Genomic DNA, 24,338 nt, shown 5'->3' on the forward strand with positions numbered 1-24,338 from the left:
CCCCGCGAACCGCCCCCGCCCAGTCCCCGGCACCCGCCCCCATGCCGGCCCCCGCCCCCGCCCCCATGCCGGCCCCCGCCCCACAGGCCCCCCTGACCTCAGGCCCCGGCGGCGGGCAGACGTCCTGGGCCCAGCAGGTGCACCGACTCGCCGGTGCCGGGGGCGAGGAGCAGCCGGCGGCACCCTGGCGGCCACCCGTCGAGGACGTCTTCCAGGCCGCCGCCCGCCGCCAGGCGTCCGCCCGCCCCGCCGGGCTCGGCAAGCGGCTGGCCGCCCGGCTGCTGGACACCGTCGTACTGGCCGCCGTCACCGCGGCGCCCGGCGTACCGCTCGGCATGAAGGCGGCCGACCACATCACCGCCAAGATCGACGAGGCGAAGCTCTCCGGCGAGACCGTCACGGTGTGGCTGCTGGACGGCACGACCTCCGTGTACCTCGGGATCGTCCTCGCCGTCCTCCTCCTCTTCGGCGTCGTCTACGAGGCGCTGCCCACCGCCAAGTGGGGCCGCACCCTGGGCAAGAAGCTGCTCGGCCTGGAGGTGCGGGACATCGAGGCGCACGAACCGCCGTCGTTCGGCGCGGCCCTGCGCCGTTGGCTCGTCTACAGCGTCCCGGGCCTGCTGGCCATCGGGATCGTCGGCGTCCTGTGGTGTCTGTTCGACCGGCCGTGGCACCAGTGCTGGCACGACAAGGCCGCGCGTACGTTCGTCGCGGGCTGACGTCCTGCGTCGAACGGCGTACGAAATTCCGTAGCCCGGACGGCCGCTCGCCGGATGCGCCGCCCGGGGGTTCGCGGTCGACTCGGGCCATGAGCAGTGAACCGCCTCCCGGCCCCGGCCGGCAGCCGCCGGAAGACGACCCGTTCAGGAAGCAGCCCCCGCCGTCCGGGACCGGTCCGGGCGCGGGCGGCACGGGCTCCCCGTACGACGCCCCGCCCCCGCCCGGCGGCGGCCAGCCCCCTCCCTACGGCGGCGGCCAGCCCCCTCCCTACGGCGGCGACCAGCCCCCTTCCTACGGCGGTGGCGACGGCCCTTACGGCTCCGGGCCCTACGGCGGCGGTCCCGCCGATCCGCTCGCCGGGATGCCGCCGCTCGCCGACAGCGGCAAGCGGGTCCTGGCCCGTGTCATCGACATGATCCTCGTCGGCCTCGTGGTCTGGCTGCTCACCTGGGCCTTCAACGTGCAGAACTACGACGTGGACAGCGAGCGGGTCGGGGTCGGCAACTCCATCTGGCAGTCGGTGATCGCCGCCGTGCTCTACGCCGCCTACGACACCTTCCTGATCGGCGCGACGGGGCAGACGCTCGGCAAGAAGTGGCTGGGCCTGCGGGTGGCGAACCTGGACGACGGGGCCACGCCCTCGACGCAGACCTCGCTGATCCGCGCGGTGGTGCTGTGGGTCCCGTTCGCGTTCTGCTGCGCCTGCGTGTGGACGATCATCTGCGGCGGCTGGAGCTTCTTCGACCGGCCCTACAAGCAGGGCCTGCACGACAAGGCGGCCAAGACGGTCGTGGTCAGTACCCGCTGAACATCCGCGTACATCCGCGCACGTGCGCAGGCGTTCACGCACATCCGCGGGCATCCGCGTACACCCGCAGGCATCCGCGTACACCCACGTACATCCGCAGGCACCCCGCGTACCTCCCCAGGCATTCCGCGTACATCCGCGGAACACCCGCGCGAAACCCGTGACATGGCTGTGGGGCGGCCTCCGAAGGCCGCCCCACAGCCATGTCACGCGATCGTGCGCCTCAGGCCGCGCGCTGCCCCACCGCCCCGTCGGCGGCGCGGGACGCCACGGGCACCGGTGCCGGGTCGGCGGCGGTCGTGGCGGCCGGCCGGTGGACGGCGACCGTACGCGGCTTCGGCGCCGGTACGGTCAGCGCCACCAGCAGTCCCAGGGCGAGCGCCACGACGGCGACGACGGCGATCCACCCGGCGGAGGCCGTCCGCGACAGCAGCAGCATGGCGAGCGTCGAGAGGATCACGGTGAGGGAACCATAGGCGAACTGTGCGGCAGTCGGACGGGGCATGGCCATCGTGTCCTCGGAAAGGAGTGATCTCGGGGGTGTCGGACGAGGGGTCGGCCCGGCTTTCCACCGACTCCAGGGCGTTCCGCCCAACGACTCTAATCGGTCGCATGCCCGAGTGGAACGAACAGTAAGCGTGGCCTGACCTACAGTGCGCAGCACGGGGGGCGCACGGTGTCATGGCGTCCACCCAGTGGACGGTCATACGCGCCTGTCAGGTTTCCCCGCCATTTCCCCCACGTGTCCGATATCTGGATCGCGCATCCGCATAACGCTTTTGACCTGTCCAAGTCAAGGTCTGTCTTTTCCTCTCGACCTCTAGTCGAATGTCGTCACTTGACTACGCGCGTTGAACACGCGTGCACCGCACGCGGACGCGGGGGAGGACTTCGAGTGACCAGCAGACCCTGGACGTTCCGGGTGACCGCGACGGCCGTGGCGCTCGCCGCGGCCACCGCCGCCGCGCTCCCCACCGCCGCGGCGGCCGGGGAGGCCCCGTCCGCCCGGCCCGCCGCCGTCGACCGGCACGACCCGCAGCCCACGGAACAGCGGGAGCACGACCTCGACGGCCCGCTGAGCAAGACCCAGGACGCGCAGCGCCAACAGGCCCTGGAACAACTGATATCCGGCGAGGCCACCGCCCAGGACCGCGACGGCTCCAAGGTGGTCGCCCTCAAGGGCGGGAAGGGCGACACCAAGTACGTGGAGCTGGGCCGGGAGAAGACCGACAAGATCTTCACCATCCTGGTCGAGTTCGGCGATCAGGTCGACAGCCGCTACGGCGGCACCCCCGGCCCGCTGCACAACCGGATCGCCGAGCCGGACCGCTTTGTCGACAACAGCACCGACTGGCTGGCGGACTACGACCAGCAGCACTACCAGGACCTCTACTTCGGCACCGGCGAGGACACCGAGTCGCTGAAGAAGTACTACGAGAAGCAGTCCTCCGGCCGCTACTCGGTGGACGGCGAGGTCACCGACTGGGTCAAGGTCCCCTACAACGAGGCCCGTTACGGCTCCAACGACTGCGACACCTGCGCCTGGAACGCGGTCCAGGACGGCGTCACCGCCTGGGTCGCCGGCCAGGAGGCCGCGGGCCGCTCGCTCGCCGAGATCAAGGCGGACCTCTCCGAGTACGACCTGTGGGACCGCTACGACCACGACGGCGACGGCGACTTCAACGAACCCGACGGCTACATCGACCACTTCCAGCTGGTGCACGCCGGCGAGGACGAGTCGGCCGGCGGCGGCGCGCAGGGCGAGGACGCGATCTGGGCGCACCGCTGGTACGCCTTCGGCACCGACGCCGGCTCCACCGGACCGGCGGACAACAGGCTCGGCGGCACCGAGATCGGCGACACCGGTCTGTGGGTCGGCGACTACACCATCCAGCCGGAGAACGGCGGCCTCGGCGTCTTCGCCCACGAGTACGGCCACGACCTCGGCCTGCCCGACGAGTACGACACGGCCGGCGGCGAGAACTCCACCGGCTTCTGGACGCTGATGTCCTCCGGTTCCTGGCTCGGCCGGGGTGAGGACGCCATCGGCGACCTGCCCGGCGACATGAACGCCTGGGACAAGCTCCAGCTCGGCTGGCTCGACTACACCACCGCCGAGGCCGGGACCAGGTCCAAGCACAAGCTGGGCGTCGCGGAGTACAACACCGAGGACGACCAGGCGCTGATCGTCACCCTGCCCGACAAGACGGTCACCACCGAGGTCGTCCGGCCCGCCGAGGGCGCGAGCCAGTGGTGGAGCGGCAGCGGCGACGACCTGCGCAACACCCTCACCCGCACCGTCGACCTCACCGGCAGGACCTCCGCCGAACTCACCCTCGACGGCTGGTGGGACATCGAGTCCGGCTACGACTACCTCTACACCGAGGTCTCCACCGACGGCGGCGCCACCTGGACGCCCCTCGACGGCACCGCCGACGGCCAGCCGATCCCGCGCGACGGCAGCGACAAGCCGGCCCTCACCGGCTCGGTCGACGCCCACCGGAAGCTGGCCTACCCGCTGGACGCCTACGCCGGCCAGGAGATCGGCCTGCGCTTCCGCTACCAGACCGACGGCGGCGTGGCGCAGAAGGGCTTCGCGGCCGACGCGATCACGGTCACGGCCGGGGGCACCCCCTCCGGGGGAGGCGCGATCCTGTTCAGCGACGACGCCGAGACCGCGGACGCGGCCTGGACGGCCACCGGCTTCTCCCGCGTCGGCGCGTCCTTCACCAGGGACTACGCGCAGTACTACATCGCCGAGAACCGCCAGTACGTCTCCTACGACACGACGTTGCGGACGGGCCCGTACAACTTCGGCTTCTCGACGACCCGTCCCGACTGGGTGGAGCACTTCCCGTACCAGAACGGCCTGTTGATCTGGAAGTGGGACACCTCCCAGGCGGACGACAACACCAGCGTCCACCCGGGCACCGGCCTCATCCTCCCCGTCGACGCCCACCCGACGGCCCTGACGTGGTCCGACGGCACCCTGATGCGCAACCGCTTCCAGGCGTACGACTCGACCTTCAGCACCCACCGCACCGACGCCCTCACCCTGCACAAGGCGGACGTCGTCACCCGCGTCCCGTCCGCGCGGGGCGTGCCGGTCTTCGACGATCACAGCAGCGACTACTACGACGGGTCGAACCCCACCGGCGGCGTCCGGGTCACTGACACCAACACCAAGATCAAGATCATCAAGGAGGCACGCGACGGCTCCACGATCGGACTGGAAGTCGGACCAGCGGTGAAATGATCCGCGTTCTCGCAGGTCAGACCATGATCGGCGGCGACCCCCTGGCGGGGCGCCGCCGATCCGTGTTTAGGTGCGTGGTGTGGTTCTCTTATTGACACCGACTGGTACAGGGGTGTGACCGCATGGCCACAGGAGGTTTCTCCAAGCTGCCCAACGGCACCGTGGTGGTGGCGCTGAACCTGCCCAGCCCCGCCGTCCGCGTCCTCGTCCACGCCGGCAACCGGGCGCGCGCCCTGACCAGGCTGCGCAACCTCGGCCTGCGCGCCGTCTACCTGCGGGGCAACACCGCCCCGCCGACCCCCGACGAGATCACCGCCGTACTGCACCACCCGGACGGCCTGGTGTGGCGCACGGCCCCGGCGAAGGCCGCCGACCGCGGCCCGGAGCCGGTCCAGGAGCTGTGGCACCCCATCCGGGCGCTGCTCAGACCCTCGACCGCCCCGATGTAGCGCTCACCGCACCACGGGCTTCCCGGACAGCTCCACGCCCGCCTCCCGCAGCTCCTGGAGCGCCCGCTCGGTGGTCGCGGCGGCCACCCCGGCGGTCAGGTCGAGCAGCACCCGCGTACCGAAGCCCTCCCGCACCGCGTCCAGCGCGGTGGCCCGGACGCAGTGGTCGGTGGCGATGCCGACCACGTCGACCTCGTCGATGCCCCGCTCGCGCAGCCAGTCCCCGAGCCGCACGCCGTTCTCGTCGGCGCCCTCGAAGCCGCTGTAGGCCGCGGCGTACGCCCCCTTGCTGAAGACGGAGTCGACCGCGCCGGAGGCGACGGCGGGGGCGAAGTTCGGGTGGAAGCCCACCCCCTCCGTCCCGGCGACGCAGTGCGCGGGCCAGGTGTGCTCGTAGTCGGGCTGGTCGGCGAAGTGGCCGCCGGGCGAGATGTGGTGGTCCCGGGTGGCGACCACGTGGCGGTACCCGGCCGGGGCCTGTCCGATCAGTTCGGTGACGGAGGCGGCCACGTCGGCGCCCCCGGCGACGGCGAGGCTGCCCCCCTCACAGAAGTCGTTCTGCACGTCTACGACGATCAAGGCGCGGCGCATGGTCGGTGTCCTTCGGCTGTCGGAACGGCGGTCACTGGGGTGGGCGGAGATCCGCCGGAAGTCTCGCTGCGCACTCGCTCTAGCTACCCGAGCCCTCGGTGGCGTACTCCGTCGGGATCACGGGTTCCCCCCGGGAGAGCTGGGTGGCGGACAGCGGCAGGGCGGCGCGGGCCGCCGCGTGCCGGTCGCGGGCCACGTCCAGCGGCTCGCGGGCGACCACCGCGCCGCCCTTGACCAGCTCGACCTGGAGCTGCCGGCCGGCCAGCGCGGCGGGCACCGGCCCGGTGCCGACCACCTCGGCCTCGGCGTACCCGTCCGCGTCCAGCCGGCGCGCGGCCCACTTGCGTCCCCCCACGGAGGTCTTGCCGCCGCTGGACTTCTTCGCCACCGGCACCAGCGGCGCCCTGGGGTCGTCGGACTCGGCGCGGGCGACCAGCTTGTAGACCATGGAGGCGGTGGGGTGCCCGGAGCCGGTCACCAGCTGGGTGCCGACCCCGTAGGCGTCCACCGGCGCCGCCGCCAGCGAGGCGATGGCGTACTCGTCCAGGTCGGAGGTGACGACGATCTTCGTCTCCGTGGCGCCCAGCTCGTCCAGCTGCTGGCGCACCCGGTGCGCGACCAGCAGCAGGTCGCCGGAGTCGACGCGCACCGCGCCGAGCCCCGGACCGGCCACCTCCACGGCGGTGCGGACCGCCTCGGCGACGTCGTAGGTGTCCACCAGCAGCGTCGTGCCCGAGCCGAGGGAGTCCACCTGGGCGCGGAAGGCGTCCCGCTCGGTGTCGTGCAGCAGCGTGAAGGCGTGCGCGGAGGTGCCGACGGTCGGGATGCCGTAGCGGAAGCCGGCGGCCAGGTCGGAGGTGGTGGCGAAGCCGCCGACGTAGGCGGCGCGGGCGGCGGCCACGGCGGCCAGCTCGTGGGTGCGGCGGGCGCCCATCTCGATCAGCGGGCGGTCCCCGGCGGCGGAGGCCATCCGGGAGGCCGCGGCGGCGATCGCCGAGTCGTGGTTGAGGATGGACAGGATCACGGTCTCCAGCAGCACGCACTCGGCGAAGCTGCCCTCCACCCGCATGATCGGCGAGCCGGGGAAGTACACCTCGCCCTCCGGGTAGCCCCAGATGTCGCCGCTGAAGCGGTACTCCGCCAGCCAGGCCAGGGTCGGCTCGTCGACGATCTCCCGCTCCCGCAGGAAGTCGAGGACGCCGGCGTCGAAGCGGAAGTTCTCGACGGCGTCGAGGACCCGCCCGGTCCCGGCCACCACGCCGTACCGCCGCCCGTCGGGCAGCCGCCGGGTGAAGACCTCGAACACGCTGCGCCGCCCGGCCGTGCCCGCCGCCAGGGCGGCCCGCAGCATCGTCAGCTCGTACTGGTCCGTGAAGAGCGCCGTCGAGGGAACGTCGACCGGCAGCCCGAGGTCCGCTGTGTTCATGGCGGAATCGTACCCCCATTTCGTCAGTCTGACGATTTTGATCCACGTCACAGGCCCGTTTGTGCGACCGTCCCCCCGCGGTGGCAGCATGGGTGATGTGACGTCACCCGCTCCCGTAGAGACCGAACGCGCCGACCCGGCCGAAGAAGCCTTCGCCGTGCCCGAGCCGGACGTCCCCTGGGTCACCATCGTCCACAACGACCCGGTCAACCTCATGAGCTACGTGACCTACGTCTTCCAGACGTACTTCGGCTACTCCAAGGACAAGGCCACCAAGCTCATGCTCGACGTCCACCACAAGGGCCGGGCGGTCGTCTCCAGCGGCAGCCGCGAGGAGATGGAACGCGACGTGCAGGCCATGCACGGCTACGGGCTGTGGGCCACCCTCCAGCAGGACCGGAAGTAGCGGGGCGGGACCGCGAAGTGGCCAGGACCGCGGGCAGCCAGGACCGCAAGCAGCCAGGACCGGGAAGTAGCTGACACCCCTTCATGCCAGGACAATTCGAACCGCTCCCCGGCGGCGGCGCGGCCGTCGCCCTCGACGACGTCGAGATCTCCATCATCCGGTCGCTGGCCGTGCAGCTCCTGGAGCTGATCGGCCCCGGACCCGGCGGGGACGCGCCCGACGACCCGCTCGCCGGCCTCTTCGCCGAGGGGCCCAGCGAGCCGCCCGCCGACCCGGTGCTCAGGCGCCTGTTCCCGGACGCCTACATCGACCCCGAGGGCGCCCCGCAGGCCGCCGAGGCCGAGGAGCGGCGGGCCCGCTCCGCCGAGTTCCGCCGGTTCACCGAGAACGACCTCAGGGCCGGCAAGCGGGAGAACGCGCTGGCGGTGGTCGCCTCCCTGGACGCCCTGGCCTCGGCCGCCGCCGGGGAGGGCGGCGCGGTGCTGAAGCTGTCGCCAAAGGAGTCCCGGCAGTGGCTGGGCTGCCTCAACGACCTCAGGCTCGCCATCGGCTCCCGGCTGGAGATCGCCGACGAGGACGACACCGACCTGCTCTACCGCCTCCCCGACGAGGACCCGCGCAAGCCGATGGTGATGGCGTACCTGTGGCTGGGCGGGCTCCAGGAGACGCTGGTCGCCACGCTCCTGCCCTGACCCTCCGTTCAGCGGGACCTCGCCTCCGGATAACGATCCCGTCACCTTGGCACCCCGCTGTGCACCCTTCGGTGCCCTTTTCCCACCATCTGTCCGTGGCGTGCGTCACCGAGCGGGTCCTTGGTCTCCGAGGCAGTCGTGGTAAATCTTCACGATCGCCCGGCCGGCACCACCCGAATGCCGACCGGGTGCGTCACCGAGCCGGCGGACCGCCGGCCAGGCACGAGCGGGACGTCAGGCCCGCTCGGCTCCAGTATCCGGGGGGATCGAGATCCGATCCGCGGCCACCGAGAAGGCCCGGGTCGGTTGTGGAGAAAGGCGCACCACACATGACCTCAGCGAAGGTCGACACGGACAAGGGCCCCGACCAGGCCCCCGAGGAGGGCTACGAGCGCGGGCTCGGCAGCCGCCAGGTCCAGATGATCGCGATCGGCGGCGCCATCGGCGTCGGTCTCTTCCTGGGCGCCGGAGCCAACATCGCCAAGGCCGGCCCCAGCCTCATCGTCATGTACGCCCTCGCGGGCGTGATCATCTTCTTCATCATGCGGGCCCTGGGCGAGCTGCTGCTCTACCGCCCGGTCTCCGGTTCCTTCGCCGAGTACTCGCGCGAGTTCCTCGGCCCCTTCTTCGGCTACTTCACCGGCTGGACGTACTGGCTGATGTGGGTGGTCACCGGCATGGCGGAGCTGACCGCCGCCGCGATCTACATCAACTACTGGTTCCCCGGGGTCCCCCAGTGGGTGACGGCCCTGGTCTTCCTGGTCGTGCTGTTCGCCGCCAACCTGATCTCCGTCAAGCTCTTCGGCGAGATCGAGTTCTGGTTCTCGATGGTCAAGGTCACCGCCATCATCGGCATGATCGTCATCGGTCTCGGCGTGCTCACCTTCGGCTTCAGCCAGGCCGGCCCCGACGCCGCCGTCTCCAACCTGTGGGCCTTCGACGGCTTCTTCCCCAAGGGCGTCGGCTCCTCCCTGATGACCCTCCAGGGCGTGATGTTCGCCTACCTCGCCGTCGAGCTGGTCGGCGTCACCGCCGGCGAGTCCGAGAACCCGGAGAAGACCCTCCCCAAGGCGATCAACACCCTGCCCTGGCGCATCGCCCTGTTCTACGTCGGCGCCCTCACCGTCATCCTCTGCGTGGTGAAGTGGACCGAGTTCGCCGGGGGAGCGAGCCCCTTCGTCAAGGCGTTCGCGGTCATCGGCATCCCGGCCGGCGCCGGCATCGTCAACTTCGTCGTCCTCACCGCCGCCCTGTCCTCCTGTAACTCCGGCATGTACTCCACCGGCCGGATGCTGCGCACCCTCGCGGACAACGGCGAGGCCCCCCGTCTCTTCAGCCGCCTCTCCTCGACGAAGACCCCGGCCCTCGGCATCACCGTCTCGGTCGTCTTCATGGGCATCGGCGTGGTCCTGAACTACGTCGTCCCGGAGAAGGCGTTCGGCTACGTCACCTCGCTGGCCACCGCCGCCGGCATCTGGACCTGGCTGATGATCCTGATCAGCCACGTCCGCTACCGCCGCCAGGTCGTCGCGGGCCGCCTGCCCGCCTCCTCCTTCCCGGCCCCCGGCGGCTCGGTCTGCTCCTACGTCGCCATCGCCTTCCTGCTCTTCGTCACCGTCCTGATCGCGATGGACGCCGACGCCCGCGTCTGCCTGTACGTGATGGCCGGCTGGGCCGTCGCCCTCGGCATCGGCTGGGCGGTGCTCAAGAGCCGCAACCCCGAGGTCACCCGGCGCGGCGGCGAGCGCGGCGGGGAGCCGGAGCTGGAGAAGGTCGGCTGACCCGTCCCGGCTGCCGATACGGCCGCTGTCCGGCATGCGGGCCGTCCCGTACCACCCACCGGTACGGGACGGCCCTCTGCTTATCCTGCTTCCCATGCTGACCATCACCCAGGAGCTGTACGACCGGATCGTCGCCCACGCCCGCGAGGACCACCCCGACGAGGCGTGCGGGGTGATCGCGGGCCCCGTCGGCGCCGGCCGCCCCGAGCGCTTCGTCCCGATGCTGAACGCCGCCCGCTCGCCCACGTTCTACGAGTTCGACTCCCAGGACCTGCTCAGGCTCTACCGCGAGATGGACGACCGCGACGAGGAACCGGTGGTGATCTACCACTCCCACACGGCCACCGAGGCCTACCCGTCGCGCACCGACATCTCCTACGCGGGCGAGCCCGGCGCCCACTACGTGCTGGTCTCCACCGCTGACACCGACGGCGCCGGCGACTTCCAGTTCCGCTCCTTCCGCATCGTGGAAGGCGAGGTCACGGAGGAGGAAGTGAAGGTCGTCGAGACCTACTGAACTCGGCCGATCCCCCCGCTTCTCGCACTGCGGATGAACAACGTCCGAAGGGTGAGATCACATTCCAGGACCCGGACCGGGAATCGATACGATGACCGCATGGTTTCCCACGACGTGAGCACGAAGACGCCGGGCGCACTGCTCGTGGCGCGGCTGCACGTCGACCTGTGCAGGCTCGCCAGCGCCATCTGTTGACCACGCCCTGCCGCCGTACGGCCGTGAGCCGCGGCGTGCTGACGCGCGCCCACCGAAACCCACGACACTTCCGACAGGAGCCCTGAGCCATGGCCATCGAGGTCCGCATCCCCACCATCCTCCGCACCTACACCGACGGTCAGAAGGCGGTGCAGGGCACCGGAGCGACCCTCGCCGACCTGTTCGCCGACCTCGACACCCGCCACCAGGGCATCCAGGCCCGCATCGTCGACGACGGCAAGCTGCGCCGCTTCGTCAACGTCTACCTCAACGACGAGGACGTCCGCTTCCTCGACGGCATCGACACCAAGCTCACCGACGGCGACAACGTCACGATCCTGCCGGCCGTCGCCGGCGGCATGGCCTGATACCCATGCGCTACGACTCCCCGCTGGCCGCGGTGGGCAACACCCCCCTGGTGCGCCTGCCGCGGCTGTCGCCCTCCGCCGACGTCTCGGTCTGGGCCAAGCTGGAGGACCGCAACCCCACCGGCTCGGTCAAGGACCGCCCCGCCCTGCACATGATCGAGCAGGCGGAGAAGGACGGCCGGCTCACCCCCGGCTGCACCATCCTGGAGCCGACCAGCGGCAACACCGGCATCTCGCTCGCCATGGCCGCCAAGCTCAAGGGCTACCGCATGGTCTGCGTCATGCCCGAGAACACCTCCCAGGAACGCCGCGACCTGCTCGGCATGTGGGGCGCCGAGATCATCTCCTCCCCGGCCGCCGGCGGCTCCAACACCGCCGTACGCGTCGCCAAGGAACTGGCCGCCGAGCACCCCGACTGGGTCATGCTCTACCAGTACGGCAACCCCGACAACGCCGGCGCCCACTACGCGACGACCGGCCCGGAGATCCTCGCCGACCTCCCGTCGATCACGCACTTCGTCGCGGGCCTGGGGACGACGGGCACGCTGATGGGCGTCGGCCGCTACCTGCGCGAACACAAGCCCGACGTCAAGATCGTCGCCGCCGAGCCCCGCTACGACGACCTCGTCTATGGCCTGCGCAACCTCGACGAGGGCTTCGTCCCCGAGCTCTACGACGCCTCCGTCCTCACCACCCGCTACTCCGTCGGCTCCGCCGACGCCGTCACCCGCACCCGCGAACTCCTCGCCCAGGAGGGCATCTTCGCGGGCGTCTCCACCGGCGCAGCCCTGCACGCCGCGATCGGCGTCGCCACCAAGGCGCTCAAGGCCGGCGAGAGCGCCGACGTCGTCTTCGTCGTCGCCGACGGCGGCTGGAAGTACCTCTCCACCGGCGTCTACACCGCGGCCACCACCGAGGAGGCCATCGAGACCCTCCACGGCCAGCTCTGGGCCTGAACCTCCCCTACGACGCGAGGTGACGGACCTGGTCCCACAGGGCCGGGTCCACCACCCCCACCCGCCGCCGGAACTCCCCCACCCGGACCTCGCGCAGCTCACCGGTGTCCAGGAAGCTCGCCCGCCCCCGCGCGTCCCCCACCGAGCCGGGCGGCAGCGCGATCACCCCGTCCCGCCCCTCCCGGTGCCGCGTGGTGATCCTCGCGACGACCGCCCGCCGCCCCCGCACCGACAGCACCAGGCACGGCCGGTCCTTCCCGCCCCGGCCCTCCTCGAACGGCACGTTCGCCCACCAGATCTCCGCCGGCCGCGGAAGCGCCCGCGCCCCCGGCGGCCGGCGCCCCCGCCCCCAGCCGTCCACGAGCGCCGCGACCAGCCCCAGCAGGGCCACCGCCGCGATCACCAGCCACCAGGACGCGTTCATACCCGCCGACGTTACCGGCGCACGCCGCATATGCGCGCCCCCTCGACGGTCCCGGCCGCCCCTCTTCCAGCCGAACCGGTGACACCGCAGGTGAGTTCGCCCACAACGACCCCTGGCGGAGGAGCGACCCCAGGTTCCGCGCCTTACGCTCGGTGAACCGCACGACCCCCGTCTCTCCCCATCCGCCAGCGGAGGTTTCTGCTCCATGAAGCTCACCGTCGTCGGCTGCTCGGGGTCGTTCCCGTCCGCGGAATCGGCCTGCTCGAGCTACCTCGTCGAGGCCGACGGCTTCCGGCTGCTCCTCGACATGGGCAACGGCGCCCTGGGCGAGCTGCAGCGCCACTGCGGTCTCTACGACCTCGACGCGATCTTCCTCAGCCATCTGCACGCCGACCACTGCATCGACATGTGCGCCTACTTCGTGGCGCGCTACTACCGGCACGACGGCGGCCGCTGCGCCCCCCTGCCGGTCTACGGCCCCGAGGGCACCGAGCACCGGCTCACCACCGCCTACGCCGACACCCCCTCCGCCTCCTCCATGAGCGAGGTCTTCGACTTCCACACGGTCAAGCCCTCCACCTTCGAGGTCGGACCCTTCACCGTGCACACCGAGCGCGTCGCCCACCCCGTGGAGGCCTACGCCGTCCGCGTCGAGCACGGCGGACGCTCACTGACGTACTCCGGCGACACGGGCGCCACCCCCGTCCTCGACGAACTCGCCCGGGACACCGACCTGTTCCTGTGCGAGGCCGCCTTCACCCACGGCAAGGAGGACATCCCCGACCTCCACCTCACCGGCCGTCAGGCCGGCGAGAGCGCCGCCCGCGCCGGCGCCCGCCGCCTCGTCCTCACCCACATCCCGCCGTGGACCGACCCCCGCGTCAACCTGGCCGACGCCCGCGCCGTCTACGGCGGCCCGTCGGAGGTGGCGGCGCCGGGGGCGACGTACCAGATCTGACGCCAGGCGCGAAGGGCCCCCGGAACCAGGACGGTTCCGGGGGCCCTCGGCACCGCGGCGGACGCCTACGCCTTGGTGAGGTCCTCGACCTCCTCCTCGGGCTCGCGGCCCGGGGTCTTCAGGTCGAACCTGACGATGGCGAAGCGGAACACCGCGTAGTAGACGACCGCGAAGACCAGACCGATCGGGACGATCAGCCACGGCTTGGTCGCCAGGTGCCAGTTGAGGACGTAGTCGATGGCACCGGCCGAGAAGTTGAAGCCGGCGTGCACCCCCAGGCCCCACGTCACCGCCATCGACACCGCGGTGAGCACCGCGTGCAGCACGTACAGCAGCGGCGCGATGAACATGAACGAGAACTCGATCGGCTCGGTGACACCCGTGACGAACGACGTCGCCGCCAGCGAGACCATCATGCCCGTCACGGCCTTGCGGCGCTCGGGACGGGCACAGTGCGCGATCGCGAGCGCGGCGGCCGGCAGACCGAACATCATGATCGGGAAGAAGCCGGACTGGAAGATGCCGGCGGACGGGTCACCGGCCAGGAAGCGGGTGATGTCACCGTGCACGACCTCACCGGAGGCGTCCGTGAAGTCACCGAGCTGGAACCAGGCCACCGTGTTGACGAACTGGTGCATGCCGATCGGGATCAGCCCGCGGTTCACCGCGCCGAACAGCGCCGCGCCGCCCGCGCCCAGACCCGTCATCCACTCACCGAAGTCCGAGATGCCCTCGCCGATGGGCTCCCAGACCAGACCGAAGAAGACCCCGACCACGATGCCGACGAACGCCATGATGATCGGCACCAGCCGGCGGCCGTTGAAGAAGCCCAGCCAGTCCACCAGCTTCTTGCGGTGGTAGCGCTGCCACAGCACCGCCGCCAGCAGACCCATGACGATGCCGCCGAGCACCCCGGGGTCGTTGTACGTCGCGGCGGTGTCCGCGCCCTCCTTCACCACCGCCTCGGTGACCGGGAACGCCTGGAGCACCTTGCTGTAGACGAGGAAGCCGACCACCGCGGCCAGCGCGGTCGAACCGTCCGCCTTCTTCGCGAAACCGATCGCCACGCCGATGCAGAACAGGATCGGCAGCGAGCCGGTCAGCGCACCGCCCGCGTTGTTGAAGACCGCGGCGACCTTGTCCCAGCCCAGGCCGTCCTTGCCGAAGATGTCGTCCTGGCCGAGCCGGACCATGATGCCCGCGGCCGGCAGCACGGCGATCGGGAGCTGCAGACTCCGGCCGACCTTCTGCAGGCCCTGGAACAGGCCCGATCCCCGCTTCTTCGCGGGAGCCGCCGAGGCGGTGGCGGTGCTCATGTGCTTCCTCCAACACAGGTGGTGGTCTACACCACTCAGTGGTGCGGACCTGTTCTAACACGATGAAGGCGACATAAGGAACCCGCGATCCCGGCCGGTCTCCCGCCGCCGGACAAGGCGGCGCCCCGGCCCGCCCGCACCCCTCCCGCCCCGGCACGACGGCACCCCGGCGCCGACCACCGCGGACAGGTGGTGTAGACCAGTCGACGGGCTCGCGCGGACGGGCCGACTGTGGGTTACTGCGACAAAGCGGTTCGGACCAGGGAGAAGGAACATGGCCACCAAGGCTGAGAAGATCGTCGCCGGACTCGGCGGCATCGACAACATCGACGAGATCGAAGGCTGCATCACCCGCCTGCGCACCGAGGTCCACGACCCCTCCCTCGTCGACGAAGCCGCCCTCAAGGCCGCCGGCGCCCACGGCGTCGTCAAGATGGGCAACGCCATCCAGGTCGTCATCGGCACGGACGCGGACCCGATCGCCGCCGACATCGAAGACATGATGTAGCCGACACCTCACGCGCGCGGAGGGCTCCGCGCGGAGTGCTCCGCGCAGAGGGTCCCCTCCCGCCCCGGAAGGGACCCTCTCCCCCTACGGCTAGGCTCATCCGCATGTCACGCATCGACGGCCGCACCCCCGAACAGCTCCGCCCCGTCACCATCGAACGCGGCTGGAGCAAGCACGCCGAGGGCTCCGTCCTCGTCTCCTTCGGCGACACCAGAGTCCTGTGCACCGCCTCCGTCACCGAAGGCGTCCCGCGCTGGCGCAAGGGCAGCGGCGAGGGCTGGGTCACCGCCGAGTACGCCATGCTCCCCCGCGCCACCAACACCCGCGGCGACCGCGAGTCCGTCAAGGGCCGCATCGGCGGACGCACCCACGAGATCAGCCGCCTCATCGGCCGCTCCCTGCGCGCCGTCATCGACTTCAAGGCCCTCGGCGAGACCACGATCGTCCTCGACTGCGACGTCCTCCAGGCCGACGGCGGCACCCGCACCGCCGCGATCACCGGCGCCTACGTGGCCCTGGCCGACGCCATCACCTGGGGCCAGGCCAACAAACTGATCCGCCCCAGCCGCAAGCCGCTCACCGGCACGGTCTCCGCCGTCTCCGTCGGCATCATCGACGGCACCCCCATGCTCGACCTCCGCTACGAGGAGGACGTCCGCGCCGACACCGACATGAACGTCGTCCGCACCGGCGACGGCCGCTTCGTCGAGGTCCAGGGCACCGCCGAGACCCAGCCCTTCGCCCGCGAGGAACTCGACGCCCTCCTCGACCTCGCCACCGCCGGCTGCGCCGAACTCACCGACCTCCAGCGCAAGGCCCTCGACACGGTCCTCGAAAGGTAAAGACGGGGAAAAGAACGGCGGTCCGCACGGGCAACCGGACCGCCCGCGCCCGCGTCACTACACATATACGGATCCACGGCACCGCCGCCGTACATCCGGCGCAGCAGCACCGCACAGAGGGCCGCCCGGCCCTGTCCGTAGGGAAGGACCGCACTCTCATGGCCACGACCCGCCGACGCCGAAGCCGTCGCACCGCCCTCGCCGCCGCCGTGGCGGCCGTCGCCCTGACGGCCGGGCTGACCACCGGCTGCGACGCCGTCGACAAGGCACTGGACTGCGTCCAGACCGCCGACGCCATCGCCGACAGCGTCACCGCGCTCCAGCAGGCCGTCGAGGCCGCGTCGGACGACCCGACGCAGCTCGAGGAATCCCTGGACAGCATCGACAAGAACCTCGACAAGATCGGCGACAAGACCGACGACGCCGACGTCGACAAGGCCGTCGACGACCTCGGCCGGGCCGTCGACAACGTCCGCGCCTCCGTCGAGAACGGCGACGCCACCCCCGACATCAGCCCGGTCACGGACGCGGCGGGCGAACTGACGAAGGTCTGCACGCCGTAGGGCCCGTCTTCGGTCTCCCGTCGTCACCCGCAGGACAGACGGGAGACCGACGACAGGCCCTGGCGGTGCGCGCGCAGGTGGGCGGATGCGAAGGGAGGGGGCGGGGCACCGCGATACTGGTCCGCATGACCCGCCTGATCCTCGCCACCCGCAACGCCGGGAAGATCACCGAACTCCGCGCCATCCTGGGGGAGGCCGGCCTCCCCCACGAACTGGTCGGCACCGACGCCTACCCCGAGATCCCGGACGTGAAGGAGACGGGGGTGACCTTCGCGGAGAACGCCCTGCTGAAGGCCCACGCCCTCGCCCGGGCCACCGGCCTGCCCGCCGTCGCCGACGACTCCGGCCTCTGCGTCGACGTCATGAACGGCGCCCCCGGCATCTTCTCCGCCCGCTGGTCCGGCCGGCACGGCGACGACCGGGCCAACCTGGACCTCCTCCTCGCCCAGCTCGCCGACATCGCGGACGAACACCGCGGCGCGTACTTCGCCTGCGCGGCGGCCCTGGCCCTGCCCGACGGCACGGAACGCGTCGTCGAGGGCAAGCTGATGGGCGTCCTGCGCCGGTCCCCGTCCGGCACGGGCGGCTTCGGCTACGACCCGATCCTCCAGCCGGAGGGCGAGACCCGCACCTGCGCGGAGCTGACGGCCGCCGAGAAGAACGCGATCAGCCACCGCGGGAAGGCGTTCCGGGGGCTGGTGCCGGTGGTGCGGGAGTTGTTGGGCTGATTTCGCGAAGACAGCTCCGCGCCTTCGAAACGAAGGCGCGGAGCTGTTTTTTCCTGTGGGCCCGGTGGGACTCGAACCCACGACACGCCGGACCTAAACCGGCGCCCTCTTGCCAGCTGGGGTACGGGCCCGCAGCGCTTCTACTTTACTGGGAGGCGCGGGCCACTCGTCGTCCTCCTCGGCACCAGGTGCTGGTGACGGCGTGGCAGTTGGGGCACAGCAGACGAAGATTTTCCCGTCGGTTGTCGCGCCAGTCCCCGTTGACGTGGTCGATCTCGAGAGTCATCGGTTTGCCCAGCCACTGCGGAGCGGTTCCACACCTGGCGCATTGCTCGGGTACACCGACTTCCCGAAGTGCCCGGCGCAGCAACGACGCCGCGGTCCGACGGTTGCTGTCGCTGCGGACGAGGATGTCCTCCGCGCGTTTGGCCGACGGGCTCCTCCTGCCTCGTTGGTGTGCTTGCCCGAGGAAGTGGGAGGTGTCGATGTGGTCTTCCGCGACCCACTGCTGAAACAGCGCGCGCAGTCGGCTGTTGTCCGGCTGCCCCAGGGACTTCAAGGCGCCTGAGATGGAGATCGCCTCCGCGACTGCGCTCCGCAACTCGGCAGGGGAAGGCTTCGGATAAGGGTTCCTGCCCCGTCGTCGCGGGAAGTGTGAGACGTCGATGCCGAAATGGTCGAAGCGCTTGTACAGATGCCGACGGAGGTTGCGGTAGGGGCGCGCGCCGAAGAAGGCGATGACCTCGTCGATGTCGGCGCACCTCTCGGCTGCCTCGGCCAAGCGTTCGCGGGTGTATTGCCTACCGTCGTTCACGCGGCACGTCCCCTGCTCCGACCGCGGTAGGTGTCCGTCGTCGAGTGGCAGTTGGGGCAGAGCATCCGCAGGTTGCCGATCTGGTTGTTCCGCCAGTCGCCGTTGATGTGGTCGACCTCCAGGGGGAGTGGTTCCCCGAACCACACCGGGTCGATCCCGCACAGAGCGCAGCGTTCCTCGACGCCGAGCTCTCGCATCGCCCGCTTGAGCCGACTGCTGGGGACACGCTTGGCATGGTCCGACGTGTTCACGGTGAGGATCTCCTCGGCAGTCCTGCGACGCCGGTTGTGGCGTTGCCGCTCCGTGCGGACCACTGGGGTGAAGTGCGACGTGTCGATCCCGTAAGCCTTGATGCGCCGTGAGATGTGCGCGTGTTGCCCACCGACCAGATCGAGTCCCAGTCGACGCAGGACGTCACTGACGCTCGCTGACGCGGCGACCGCGGATTCCAGGATCTCCCTCGTCCACTTCACGCCCTCACGCTCGAAGTGCGAGACATCCACCCCCAGCTTCCTCATCCGGTCGAAGACGTACCGCCGCTTCCAGCTCCGCGGATCCACCCCCAGCCGCTCCAGCGCCTCCGTGAGCGTCCGGGCCTCCCGGGCCGCCTCCGCCAGCCGCTCGCGCGTGTACGTACTGGTCCCCATGGGGTCGTCCCCTCCGCTTCCCGGCCGTCCGTTCGCGGCCTCGTACGGAGTAACGAACCGGTTATCGGACAGTCACGCGCGGTATGCGGAAGGGGCCGTTCCGGGAGGGTGTCCCGGTACGGCCCCGTGGGGTGGTGGCTCAGATGCCCAGGTCCTTGATGATCTTGGCTACGTGGCCCGTCGCGCGGACGTTGTACAGGGCCCTTTCGACCTTGCCCGCCTCGTCCACCACGATCGTGGAGCGGATGACGCCCAGGTAGGTCCTGCCGTAGTTCTTCTTCTCGCCGAAGGCGCCGTACGCCTCCAGGACGGACTTGTCCGGGTCGGCGAGGAGGGTGACCCTCAGGGATTCCGTCTCGCGGAACCTGGCCAGCTTCTCCGGCCGGTCGGGGGAGATGCCGAGCACGTCGTAGCCGGCGCCGGCCAGCAGGTCGAGGTTGTCCGTGAAGTCGCACGCCTGCTTCGTGCAGCCGGGGGTAAGGGCTGCGGGGTAGAAGTAGACGATGACCTTGCGGCCCTTGTGGTCGGCCAGGGAGACCTCGTTGCCGTCGGCGTCCTGGAGGGTGAAGGCGGGGGCCACGTCCCCGGGCTGGAGTCGCTCGCTCATCGGGACAGGGTAACCGGGGGTCCTGGCAGTGCGGCCGGCCGCAGAGCTGACAGACTGTCCGGAACAGCACAGGATCAGCATCACATCGGAGGCCGTACGGTGGCGGACACGTCGGACACGAGAACCCCGGCGCAGATCGAGGCGGACATCAAGCGCCGCCGCGAGGTGCTGGCCGAGACGCTCGACGAGATCGGGGCGCGGGTGCACCCGAAGACGATCGTGGGCGACGCGAAGGCCAAGGTCGCGTCGAGCGTCGATCACACGCTCGGCCGGGCGTACGTCCAGGTCAACCGGGCCGTGAGCGAGGTGAAGGGGCGGTTCGTGGACGAGGGGGGCGCCCCCCGGCTGGAGCGGATCGTGCCCGTGGCGCTCGTCGTCGTCGGGGTGGTGGGCCTGGTGGCCCTCGGGACCCGGCGGCGCGGGCGCTGAGGCGGAACAGGTAGGTTCGGGGCCGTGAGCGCCAAGAGAAACGATCCCAGCACCCAGGACGACAAGCTGCCCATCCGCATGCTGCACGACCGTGTACTGGTGCGGCAGGACACCAGCGAGGGCGAGCGGCGTTCCGGGGGCGGCATCCTGATTCCCGCCACGGCGGCGGTCGGCAAGCGGCTGGCCTGGGCCGAGGTCGTCGCGGTCGGGCAGAACGTCCGGACGGTGGAGCCGGGGGACCGGGTCCTGTTCGACCCGGAGGACCGGGCCGAGGTGGAGGTGCGCGGGGTCGGTTACGTGCTGATGCGCGAGCGGGATCTGCACGCCGTCGCCGCGGACCGGTTCGAGGGGTCGGAGGACTCCACCGGGCTGTATCTCTGACCGGCTGTATCTCTGACCGCGCGCCGACCGCGTGGAAGGGGCCGGTGACCGAGGTCACCGGCCCCTTCCGGCGTGTTTTGCTACGTTGGGAGGCCACCCGACGAGACGCGCCGTACCGGGTCACGCAAAGACGACGCACCACCGTTCCGTACGTTCCCGGAGGTGCCGTCATGGCCTGGGTCCTGCTGGTCGTCGCCGGTCTGCTGGAGGTCGGCTGGTCGGTCGGGATGAAGTACACGGACGGGTTCACCCGCCTCGTCCCGTCCCTGTTCACCGGCGCCGGGATCGTCGCCAGCATGCTGCTGCTGTCCTGTGCGGCCCGGTCGCTGCCGATCGGTACGGCCTACGGGGTGTGGGTCGGGATCGGGGCCGCCGGTGCGGCGGTGCTCGGCATGGTGGTGCTGGGGGAGCCGGTGACCGCCGCCCGGATCTTCTTCGTCTGTCTGCTGCTGGTGGCCGTGGTGGGGCTGAAGGCGACCTCGGGGCACTGACCTCACTGACCGGTGGTGCCGGAGCTGTCGGGGAGCGGCCAGTTTGAGTCGTCGTCGCCCCCGGCGCCGTCGTCCGTGCTCTCGCCGCCGCCGGGCGTCGCCTCGTCGCCGGTGCCGGTGTCGCCTCCGGCGCCGTCGTCCCCGCCGGTGCCGGTGCCGGCCGTCTCGCCGCCGCCGGTGGTGTCGTCGTCGGGGGTGGTGCCGGTGTCGCCGGTGCCGGGCCGGGTGGCCTCCCGGGTGGCGCCGGCGGTCTGGCCGCTGCCGCGGGAGGTGTCCGGGCTCGCGGCGTCGTCGTCGGTGGCGCCGGCGGAGGTGGAGGTGGCCGACGGGTCGGTGGAGGGGGCCTCGTTCTCGGCGGCGCCGCGCTGCAGGCGCAGGTCGAAGTCGCTGACCGGTTCGCCCTTCAGGGCCTGGCGGGTGTACTGGCCCCAGATCTCCGCGGGGGCGCCGCCGCCGTTGATGCGGGCGAGGCCGGTGGCGCCGTAGAGCGGTTTGTGGGCGGCGGTCTGGGGGTCCTGGCCCATGACGGCGACGACGGTGGCCAGCTCGGGGGTGTACCCGGCGAACCAGGCGGCGGTGTCCTCCTCGGCGGTGCCGGTCTTGCCGGCGGCGGGGCGGCCCGCGGCCTGGGCGGCGGTGGCGGTGCCCCTCTGGACGACGCTGCGCAGCACGGAGGTGGTGGTGTCGGCGGCCTGGCGGCTGATGACCTGCCGTTCCTTGCGCTCGGGCAGCTCCAGCTCCCGGTCGCCGTCCTTCACGACCTTCTCGACCAGGGTGTACGTGCCGTGCTTGCCGTGGTTGGCGAGGGTGGCGTAGGCCTCGGCCATGTCCAGGACGCTGGCCTGGGCGACGCCGAGCGCGATGGAGGGGCTCTCGACCAGGTCGGGGGTGGTCTCGGGCAGCCCGAGGTCGACGGCGGTCTCCTTGACCTTGTCGGAGCCGACGTCGACGGCCATCTGCGCGTAGACGGCGTTGACCGACTTGTCGGTGGCCTCGCGGACGGTGATCTGCCCGTAGGAGGTCTGGTCCTCGTTCTCGGGGGCGTAGTGGCCGCCGTCCCAGCCCTGGACGGCGCGCTTGTTGGTGCCGTCGTAGACGGTGTTGGGGGTGATGCGGCGGCCGTCCTGGGTCACCGAGGAGTTCTGGACGGCGGAGGCGAGGACGAACGGCTTGAAGGTGGAGCCGACCTGGAAGTCGCGGCGGGTGGCGTTGGGCGTGTACTGCTTGACGTAGTCGATGCCGTTGTACATCGCCACGACCTTGCCGGTCTTCGGGTCGACGGAGGCGCCGCCGGCCCGGACGTACGTGTCGACCTTGCGGTTCTCCTTGTCGAGCAGGGACATCAGCTTGTCGTCGACGGCCTCGACGAAGGCGTCCTGCTTGTCCTTCTCCAGGGTGGTGGTGATGCGGTAGCCGCCGCGGTCGAGGTCCTCCTCGGCGACGACGCCGTGCTCGACGAGGTACTCCTTGACGATGCCGACGACGTAGCCGCGCTGTCCGGACATGCCGGTGGAGGTGGTCGTCTCCTTCGGCATCGGGAAGGTCAGCTCCGCGCGTTCGGCGGCGTCGAGCCAGCCCTGCTCGACCATGCCGTCCAGGACGTAGTTCCAGCGGGCGGTCACGGCGCCCTTGTTCTCGGGGTGGGCGACGACGTCGTACTGGCTGGGGGCGTTGAGCAGCGAGGCGAGGTAGGCGCCCTGGGCGGCGGTGAGGTCGGTGGCGTCGGTGCCGTAGTAGGCCTGGGCGGCGGCCTGGACGCCGTAGGCGCCGCGGCCGAAGAAGCTGGTGTTGAGGTAGCCCTCCAGGATGTCGTCCTTGCTCTTCTCCCGGTCGAGCTTGATGGAGATGAAGAACTCCTTGGCCTTGCGGGTGACCGTCTGCTCCTGGGCGAGGTAGTAGTTCTTGACGTACTGCTGGGTGATGGTGGAGCCGGACTGCTTGCCCTTGCCGGTGAGGGTGTTCCAGCCGGCGCGGATCATGGCCTGGGGGTCGATCGCGGACTCGGTGTAGAAGTCGCGGTCCTCGGCGGCGAGGACGGCGTGCTGGGCGTCCTTCGAGATGCCGTCCAGGCCGACGTTCTCCCGGTTGACCTCGCCGTCGCGGGCGAGGACGGTGCCGTCGGCGTAGAGGTAGACGTTGCTCTGCTGGGTCGCCAGGGCGTTGGCGGAGGGGATCTTGACCAGCGAGTAGCCGAGGAGGAAGCCGCCGGCCAGCAGCACGGCGGCGGCCAGCGCGGTGCCGAGCGTCATCCGCCAGGTGGGGACCGCCCGGCGCCAGCCGGTGCGCTTGGGGCGCTTCGGCCCGCCGTCCGAGGGGGCGGTGGTGTCCTGGCTGCGGGCGTCCCGGTCCGGGGCCGGCTGTTTCGGCTGCGGCTCGTCGCTCATGGTGTGCGTAAGGCTCCTGGGTGCGGTGCGTGCGTGCGTGCGGTACGTCGTACGTCGGGTCCGTACGGCTCCGGCGTGATGCGCGCGCGGAGGGGACTTCTGTGACCCCTGTGAACAAGACTGTCGCATCCGTGGTTCAGTTCCCTTTGCACCGGGCTGGGGAAAACCCGTGGCATGCCTCCTTCGGCCGGTACTAGGCTCCTGCGCTTCGGTGCCGGGTGGCGGGAGGAGGACCGGGCGTGGACGTGGGCGCGTGGCGGGTGTACGCGGCGGTCGTCGCGGGCGGGTTCCGCCGGTACGCGACGTACCGGGCGGCCACCGCGGCCGGGGTGTTCACCAACACCGTGTTCGGGCTGATCCTGGTCTACACGTACCTGGCGCTGTGGGACGAGCGGCCGTCGCTGGGCGGCTACGACCAGGCGCAGGCGGTCACCTTCGTGTGGGTGGGGCAGGCGCTGCTGGCGGCGCTGGCGCTCGGGGGCGGCGGTGTCGAGGGCGAGCTGACCGAACGCATCCGTTCGGGTGACATCGCCGTCGACCTGTACCGGCCGGTCGACTTCCAGCTGTGGTGGCTGGCGGCGGACCTGGGCCGGTGCCTGTTCCAGCTGGCGGGGCGCGGGGTGGTGCCGTTCGCGTTCGGGGCGCTGGTCTTCCCGGCCCGCCTGCCGCCGGACGCGGGGACGTGGGCGGCGTTCCTGGTGGCGGTGGTGCTGGGGACGCTGGTGAGCTACGGCATCCGGTTCCTGGTGGCGCTGTCGGCGTTCTGGCTGCTGGACGGTACGGGGGTGCAGCAGATGGCGTGGATCGCCGGGTTCTTCTGCTCGGGGATGCTGCTGCCGCTGAACGTGTTCCCGGGGGCGCTCGGCGAGGTGGTGCGGCTGCTGCCGTGGTCGGCGCTGCTGCAGGCGCCGGCGGACGTGCTGCTGGGGGAGGCCGATCCGTGGGGCACGTTCGCGTTCCAGGCGGGCTGGGCGGTGGTGCTGGCGGTGGTGGGGCGGCTGGTGTGGTCGGTGGCCGCGCGCAGGGTGGTGGCGCAGGGTGGGTGAGGACGGGGTGCGGGGCGCCGGCGGGCCGCGGTACG

At 71.0% G+C, this 24,338-nt stretch carries 29 protein-coding genes, 1 tRNA gene and 1 riboswitch; of the genes, 20 read left to right on the forward strand and 10 right to left on the reverse strand.

What is annotated here, in order from left to right:
- On the forward strand, positions 1-719 hold a 719-nt coding region (locus ACY1JF_RS26050), incomplete at its 5' end, for an RDD family protein (protein WP_462707689.1).
- Positions 720-808: 89 nt separating this feature from the next.
- A complete protein-coding gene (locus ACY1JF_RS26055; RefSeq protein ID WP_462707690.1) occupies positions 809-1,528 on the forward strand; it encodes an RDD family protein in 720 nt (239 codons plus the stop codon).
- A 223-nt stretch (positions 1,529-1,751) separates the two neighbouring features.
- Here the strand turns inward: ACY1JF_RS26055 and ACY1JF_RS26060 are convergent, their stop codons facing one another.
- Entirely contained in the window at positions 1,752-2,033 is a 282-nt protein-coding gene (locus ACY1JF_RS26060) for a hypothetical protein (protein ID WP_462707691.1), read from the reverse strand.
- A gap of 390 nt (positions 2,034-2,423) precedes the next feature.
- Between ACY1JF_RS26060 and ACY1JF_RS26065 the strand changes: the two genes are divergently transcribed.
- Both ACY1JF_RS26065 and ACY1JF_RS26070 read left to right on the forward strand, forming a co-directional pair.
- The gene (locus ACY1JF_RS26065; RefSeq protein WP_462707692.1) at positions 2,424-4,784 is read left to right on the forward strand and encodes an immune inhibitor A domain-containing protein; all 2,361 of its coding nucleotides are present in this window, start codon (positions 2,424-2,426) and stop codon (positions 4,782-4,784) included.
- Positions 4,785-4,906: 122 nt separating this feature from the next.
- Positions 4,907-5,233, forward strand: a complete 327-nt coding sequence (locus tag ACY1JF_RS26070; protein WP_462707693.1) for a hypothetical protein — start codon at positions 4,907-4,909, stop codon at positions 5,231-5,233.
- Between the two features lie 3 nt (positions 5,234-5,236).
- On the opposite strand, the gene ACY1JF_RS26075 is transcribed toward ACY1JF_RS26070, so the two are convergent.
- Entirely contained in the window at positions 5,237-5,824 is a 588-nt protein-coding gene (locus ACY1JF_RS26075; protein ID WP_462707694.1) for an isochorismatase family protein, read from the reverse strand.
- 79 nt (positions 5,825-5,903) lie between these two features.
- Positions 5,904-7,250, reverse strand: a complete 1,347-nt coding sequence (locus tag ACY1JF_RS26080) for a nicotinate phosphoribosyltransferase (RefSeq protein WP_462707695.1) — start codon at positions 7,248-7,250, stop codon at positions 5,904-5,906.
- 88 nt (positions 7,251-7,338) lie between these two features.
- Here ACY1JF_RS26080 and clpS point away from each other — a divergent pair, with 88 nt between their 5' ends.
- The 7 genes from clpS (at position 7,339) to ACY1JF_RS26115 (ending at position 12,165) form a co-directional block, all read left to right on the forward strand.
- Positions 7,339-7,656, forward strand: coding sequence for an ATP-dependent Clp protease adapter ClpS (clpS, locus tag ACY1JF_RS26085; RefSeq protein ID WP_462707696.1), 318 nt, complete (start codon positions 7,339-7,341; stop codon positions 7,654-7,656).
- 83 nt (positions 7,657-7,739) lie between these two features.
- On the forward strand, positions 7,740-8,348 hold the full coding sequence (locus ACY1JF_RS26090; RefSeq protein ID WP_462707697.1) for a DUF2017 domain-containing protein: 609 nt from the start codon (positions 7,740-7,742) through the stop codon (positions 8,346-8,348).
- Between the two features lie 329 nt (positions 8,349-8,677).
- Entirely contained in the window at positions 8,678-10,129 is a 1,452-nt protein-coding gene (locus ACY1JF_RS26095; RefSeq protein WP_462707698.1) for an amino acid permease, read from the forward strand.
- 94 nt (positions 10,130-10,223) lie between these two features.
- Positions 10,224-10,646, forward strand: coding sequence for a M67 family metallopeptidase (locus ACY1JF_RS26100; RefSeq protein ID WP_462707699.1), 423 nt, complete (start codon positions 10,224-10,226; stop codon positions 10,644-10,646).
- Positions 10,647-10,745: 99 nt separating this feature from the next.
- Positions 10,746-10,841 (forward strand): putative leader peptide, encoded by a 96-nt coding sequence (locus ACY1JF_RS26105; RefSeq protein WP_361159644.1) that lies wholly within the window; start codon positions 10,746-10,748, stop codon positions 10,839-10,841.
- Positions 10,842-10,930: 89 nt separating this feature from the next.
- Positions 10,931-11,209: a MoaD/ThiS family protein gene (locus tag ACY1JF_RS26110; protein ID WP_462707700.1), complete on the forward strand. Its 279-nt coding sequence runs from the start codon at positions 10,931-10,933 to the stop codon at positions 11,207-11,209.
- Between the two features lie 5 nt (positions 11,210-11,214).
- Positions 11,215-12,165 (forward strand): PLP-dependent cysteine synthase family protein, encoded by a 951-nt coding sequence (locus ACY1JF_RS26115; RefSeq protein WP_462707701.1) that lies wholly within the window; start codon positions 11,215-11,217, stop codon positions 12,163-12,165.
- A 7-nt stretch (positions 12,166-12,172) separates the two neighbouring features.
- On the opposite strand, the gene ACY1JF_RS26120 is transcribed toward ACY1JF_RS26115, so the two are convergent.
- Positions 12,173-12,589 (reverse strand): type II toxin-antitoxin system PemK/MazF family toxin, encoded by a 417-nt coding sequence (locus ACY1JF_RS26120; RefSeq protein WP_462707702.1) that lies wholly within the window; start codon positions 12,587-12,589, stop codon positions 12,173-12,175.
- 205 nt (positions 12,590-12,794) lie between these two features.
- On the opposite strand from ACY1JF_RS26120, the gene ACY1JF_RS26125 reads away from it, so the two are divergent.
- Positions 12,795-13,547 carry an MBL fold metallo-hydrolase gene (locus ACY1JF_RS26125; protein ID WP_462707703.1) on the forward strand — a complete coding sequence of 251 codons (753 nt, stop codon included), beginning with the start codon at positions 12,795-12,797 and terminating at the stop codon, positions 13,545-13,547.
- 65 nt (positions 13,548-13,612) lie between these two features.
- Here the strand turns inward: ACY1JF_RS26125 and ACY1JF_RS26130 are convergent, their stop codons facing one another.
- Positions 13,613-14,863, reverse strand: a complete 1,251-nt coding sequence (locus ACY1JF_RS26130) for a PTS transporter subunit EIIC (RefSeq protein WP_462707704.1) — start codon at positions 14,861-14,863, stop codon at positions 13,613-13,615.
- A 274-nt stretch (positions 14,864-15,137) separates the two neighbouring features.
- Here ACY1JF_RS26130 and ACY1JF_RS26135 point away from each other — a divergent pair, with 274 nt between their 5' ends.
- The 4 genes from ACY1JF_RS26135 to rdgB all read left to right on the forward strand — a co-directional run bounded on the left by ACY1JF_RS26135 (position 15,138) and on the right by rdgB (position 17,504).
- Entirely contained in the window at positions 15,138-15,371 is a 234-nt protein-coding gene (locus ACY1JF_RS26135) for a glucose PTS transporter subunit EIIB (RefSeq protein ID WP_462707705.1), read from the forward strand.
- A gap of 104 nt (positions 15,372-15,475) precedes the next feature.
- A complete protein-coding gene (gene rph, locus ACY1JF_RS26140) occupies positions 15,476-16,213 on the forward strand; it encodes a ribonuclease PH (RefSeq protein WP_462707706.1) in 738 nt (245 codons plus the stop codon).
- Between the two features lie 158 nt (positions 16,214-16,371).
- Positions 16,372-16,776, forward strand: a complete 405-nt coding sequence (locus tag ACY1JF_RS26145) for a hypothetical protein (protein ID WP_462707707.1) — start codon at positions 16,372-16,374, stop codon at positions 16,774-16,776.
- A gap of 125 nt (positions 16,777-16,901) precedes the next feature.
- Positions 16,902-17,504, forward strand: coding sequence for an RdgB/HAM1 family non-canonical purine NTP pyrophosphatase (gene rdgB, locus ACY1JF_RS26150; protein WP_462707708.1), 603 nt, complete (start codon positions 16,902-16,904; stop codon positions 17,502-17,504).
- Between the two features lie 56 nt (positions 17,505-17,560).
- Here rdgB and ACY1JF_RS26155 read toward each other — a convergent pair.
- From ACY1JF_RS26155 to bcp, 4 genes are all read right to left on the reverse strand, one after another.
- Positions 17,561-17,635 (reverse strand) — tRNA-Leu (locus ACY1JF_RS26155).
- Between the two features lie 14 nt (positions 17,636-17,649).
- Entirely contained in the window at positions 17,650-18,318 is a 669-nt protein-coding gene (locus ACY1JF_RS26160) for an HNH endonuclease signature motif containing protein (protein WP_462707709.1), read from the reverse strand.
- Positions 18,315-18,965 carry an HNH endonuclease signature motif containing protein gene (locus tag ACY1JF_RS26165; protein WP_462707710.1) on the reverse strand — a complete coding sequence of 217 codons (651 nt, stop codon included), beginning with the start codon at positions 18,963-18,965 and terminating at the stop codon, positions 18,315-18,317. The genes ACY1JF_RS26160 and ACY1JF_RS26165 overlap by 4 nt, the downstream gene beginning before the upstream one ends.
- Positions 18,966-19,104: 139 nt before the next feature.
- The gene (gene bcp / locus ACY1JF_RS26170) at positions 19,105-19,572 is read right to left on the reverse strand and encodes a thioredoxin-dependent thiol peroxidase (RefSeq protein ID WP_462707711.1); all 468 of its coding nucleotides are present in this window, start codon (positions 19,570-19,572) and stop codon (positions 19,105-19,107) included.
- Between the two features lie 99 nt (positions 19,573-19,671).
- On the opposite strand from bcp, the gene ACY1JF_RS26175 reads away from it, so the two are divergent.
- The 3 genes from ACY1JF_RS26175 (at position 19,672) to ACY1JF_RS26185 (ending at position 20,873) form a co-directional block, all read left to right on the forward strand.
- Positions 19,672-20,001: a DUF3618 domain-containing protein gene (locus tag ACY1JF_RS26175; RefSeq protein ID WP_462707712.1), complete on the forward strand. Its 330-nt coding sequence runs from the start codon at positions 19,672-19,674 to the stop codon at positions 19,999-20,001.
- A 24-nt stretch (positions 20,002-20,025) separates the two neighbouring features.
- Positions 20,026-20,382 (forward strand): GroES family chaperonin, encoded by a 357-nt coding sequence (locus ACY1JF_RS26180; RefSeq protein ID WP_462707713.1) that lies wholly within the window; start codon positions 20,026-20,028, stop codon positions 20,380-20,382.
- Positions 20,383-20,456: 74 nt separating this feature from the next.
- A riboswitch (guanidine-III (ykkC-III) riboswitch) is annotated at positions 20,457-20,522 on the forward strand.
- A gap of 30 nt (positions 20,523-20,552) precedes the next feature.
- The gene (locus tag ACY1JF_RS26185; protein ID WP_462707714.1) at positions 20,553-20,873 is read left to right on the forward strand and encodes a DMT family transporter; all 321 of its coding nucleotides are present in this window, start codon (positions 20,553-20,555) and stop codon (positions 20,871-20,873) included.
- A gap of 2 nt (positions 20,874-20,875) precedes the next feature.
- Here ACY1JF_RS26185 and ACY1JF_RS26190 read toward each other — a convergent pair whose 3' ends face one another.
- Entirely contained in the window at positions 20,876-23,257 is a 2,382-nt protein-coding gene (locus ACY1JF_RS26190; protein WP_462707715.1) for a transglycosylase domain-containing protein, read from the reverse strand.
- A 245-nt stretch (positions 23,258-23,502) separates the two neighbouring features.
- Here ACY1JF_RS26190 and ACY1JF_RS26195 point away from each other — a divergent pair, with 245 nt between their 5' ends.
- Positions 23,503-24,303, forward strand: coding sequence for an ABC transporter permease (locus ACY1JF_RS26195; protein WP_462707755.1), 801 nt, complete (start codon positions 23,503-23,505; stop codon positions 24,301-24,303).
- Positions 24,304-24,338: the final 35 nt, after the last annotated feature.

Source organism: Streptomyces sp. SYSU D01066-1, assembly GCF_054956795.1.

Excerpts from the sequence above, each read along its gene's own strand:
- ACY1JF_RS26055 (WP_462707690.1), top strand. The coding sequence starts at position 809 with ATGAGCAGTGAACCGCCTCCCGGCCCCGGCCGGCAGCCGCCGGAAGAC.
- ACY1JF_RS26060 (WP_462707691.1), bottom strand. The coding sequence starts at position 2,033 with ATGCCCCGTCCGACTGCCGCACAGTTCGCCTATGGTTCCCTCACCGTG.
- ACY1JF_RS26070 (WP_462707693.1), top strand. The coding sequence starts at position 4,907 with ATGGCCACAGGAGGTTTCTCCAAGCTGCCCAACGGCACCGTGGTGGTG.
- ACY1JF_RS26075 (WP_462707694.1), bottom strand. The coding sequence starts at position 5,824 with ATGCGCCGCGCCTTGATCGTCGTAGACGTGCAGAACGACTTCTGTGAG.
- ACY1JF_RS26080 (WP_462707695.1), bottom strand. The coding sequence starts at position 7,250 with ATGAACACAGCGGACCTCGGGCTGCCGGTCGACGTTCCCTCGACGGCG.
- clpS (WP_462707696.1), top strand. The coding sequence starts at position 7,339 with ATGGGTGATGTGACGTCACCCGCTCCCGTAGAGACCGAACGCGCCGAC.
- ACY1JF_RS26090 (WP_462707697.1), top strand. The coding sequence starts at position 7,740 with ATGCCAGGACAATTCGAACCGCTCCCCGGCGGCGGCGCGGCCGTCGCC.
- ACY1JF_RS26095 (WP_462707698.1), top strand. The coding sequence starts at position 8,678 with ATGACCTCAGCGAAGGTCGACACGGACAAGGGCCCCGACCAGGCCCCC.
- ACY1JF_RS26100 (WP_462707699.1), top strand. The coding sequence starts at position 10,224 with ATGCTGACCATCACCCAGGAGCTGTACGACCGGATCGTCGCCCACGCC.
- ACY1JF_RS26105 (WP_361159644.1), top strand. The coding sequence starts at position 10,746 with ATGGTTTCCCACGACGTGAGCACGAAGACGCCGGGCGCACTGCTCGTG.
- ACY1JF_RS26110 (WP_462707700.1), top strand. The coding sequence starts at position 10,931 with ATGGCCATCGAGGTCCGCATCCCCACCATCCTCCGCACCTACACCGAC.
- ACY1JF_RS26115 (WP_462707701.1), top strand. The coding sequence starts at position 11,215 with ATGCGCTACGACTCCCCGCTGGCCGCGGTGGGCAACACCCCCCTGGTG.
- ACY1JF_RS26120 (WP_462707702.1), bottom strand. The coding sequence starts at position 12,589 with ATGAACGCGTCCTGGTGGCTGGTGATCGCGGCGGTGGCCCTGCTGGGG.
- ACY1JF_RS26125 (WP_462707703.1), top strand. The coding sequence starts at position 12,795 with ATGAAGCTCACCGTCGTCGGCTGCTCGGGGTCGTTCCCGTCCGCGGAA.
- ACY1JF_RS26130 (WP_462707704.1), bottom strand. The coding sequence starts at position 14,863 with ATGAGCACCGCCACCGCCTCGGCGGCTCCCGCGAAGAAGCGGGGATCG.
- ACY1JF_RS26135 (WP_462707705.1), top strand. The coding sequence starts at position 15,138 with ATGGCCACCAAGGCTGAGAAGATCGTCGCCGGACTCGGCGGCATCGAC.
- rph (WP_462707706.1), top strand. The coding sequence starts at position 15,476 with ATGTCACGCATCGACGGCCGCACCCCCGAACAGCTCCGCCCCGTCACC.
- ACY1JF_RS26145 (WP_462707707.1), top strand. The coding sequence starts at position 16,372 with ATGGCCACGACCCGCCGACGCCGAAGCCGTCGCACCGCCCTCGCCGCC.
- rdgB (WP_462707708.1), top strand. The coding sequence starts at position 16,902 with ATGACCCGCCTGATCCTCGCCACCCGCAACGCCGGGAAGATCACCGAA.
- ACY1JF_RS26165 (WP_462707710.1), bottom strand. The coding sequence starts at position 18,965 with ATGGGGACCAGTACGTACACGCGCGAGCGGCTGGCGGAGGCGGCCCGG.
- bcp (WP_462707711.1), bottom strand. The coding sequence starts at position 19,572 with ATGAGCGAGCGACTCCAGCCCGGGGACGTGGCCCCCGCCTTCACCCTC.
- ACY1JF_RS26185 (WP_462707714.1), top strand. The coding sequence starts at position 20,553 with ATGGCCTGGGTCCTGCTGGTCGTCGCCGGTCTGCTGGAGGTCGGCTGG.
- ACY1JF_RS26190 (WP_462707715.1), bottom strand. The coding sequence starts at position 23,257 with ATGAGCGACGAGCCGCAGCCGAAACAGCCGGCCCCGGACCGGGACGCC.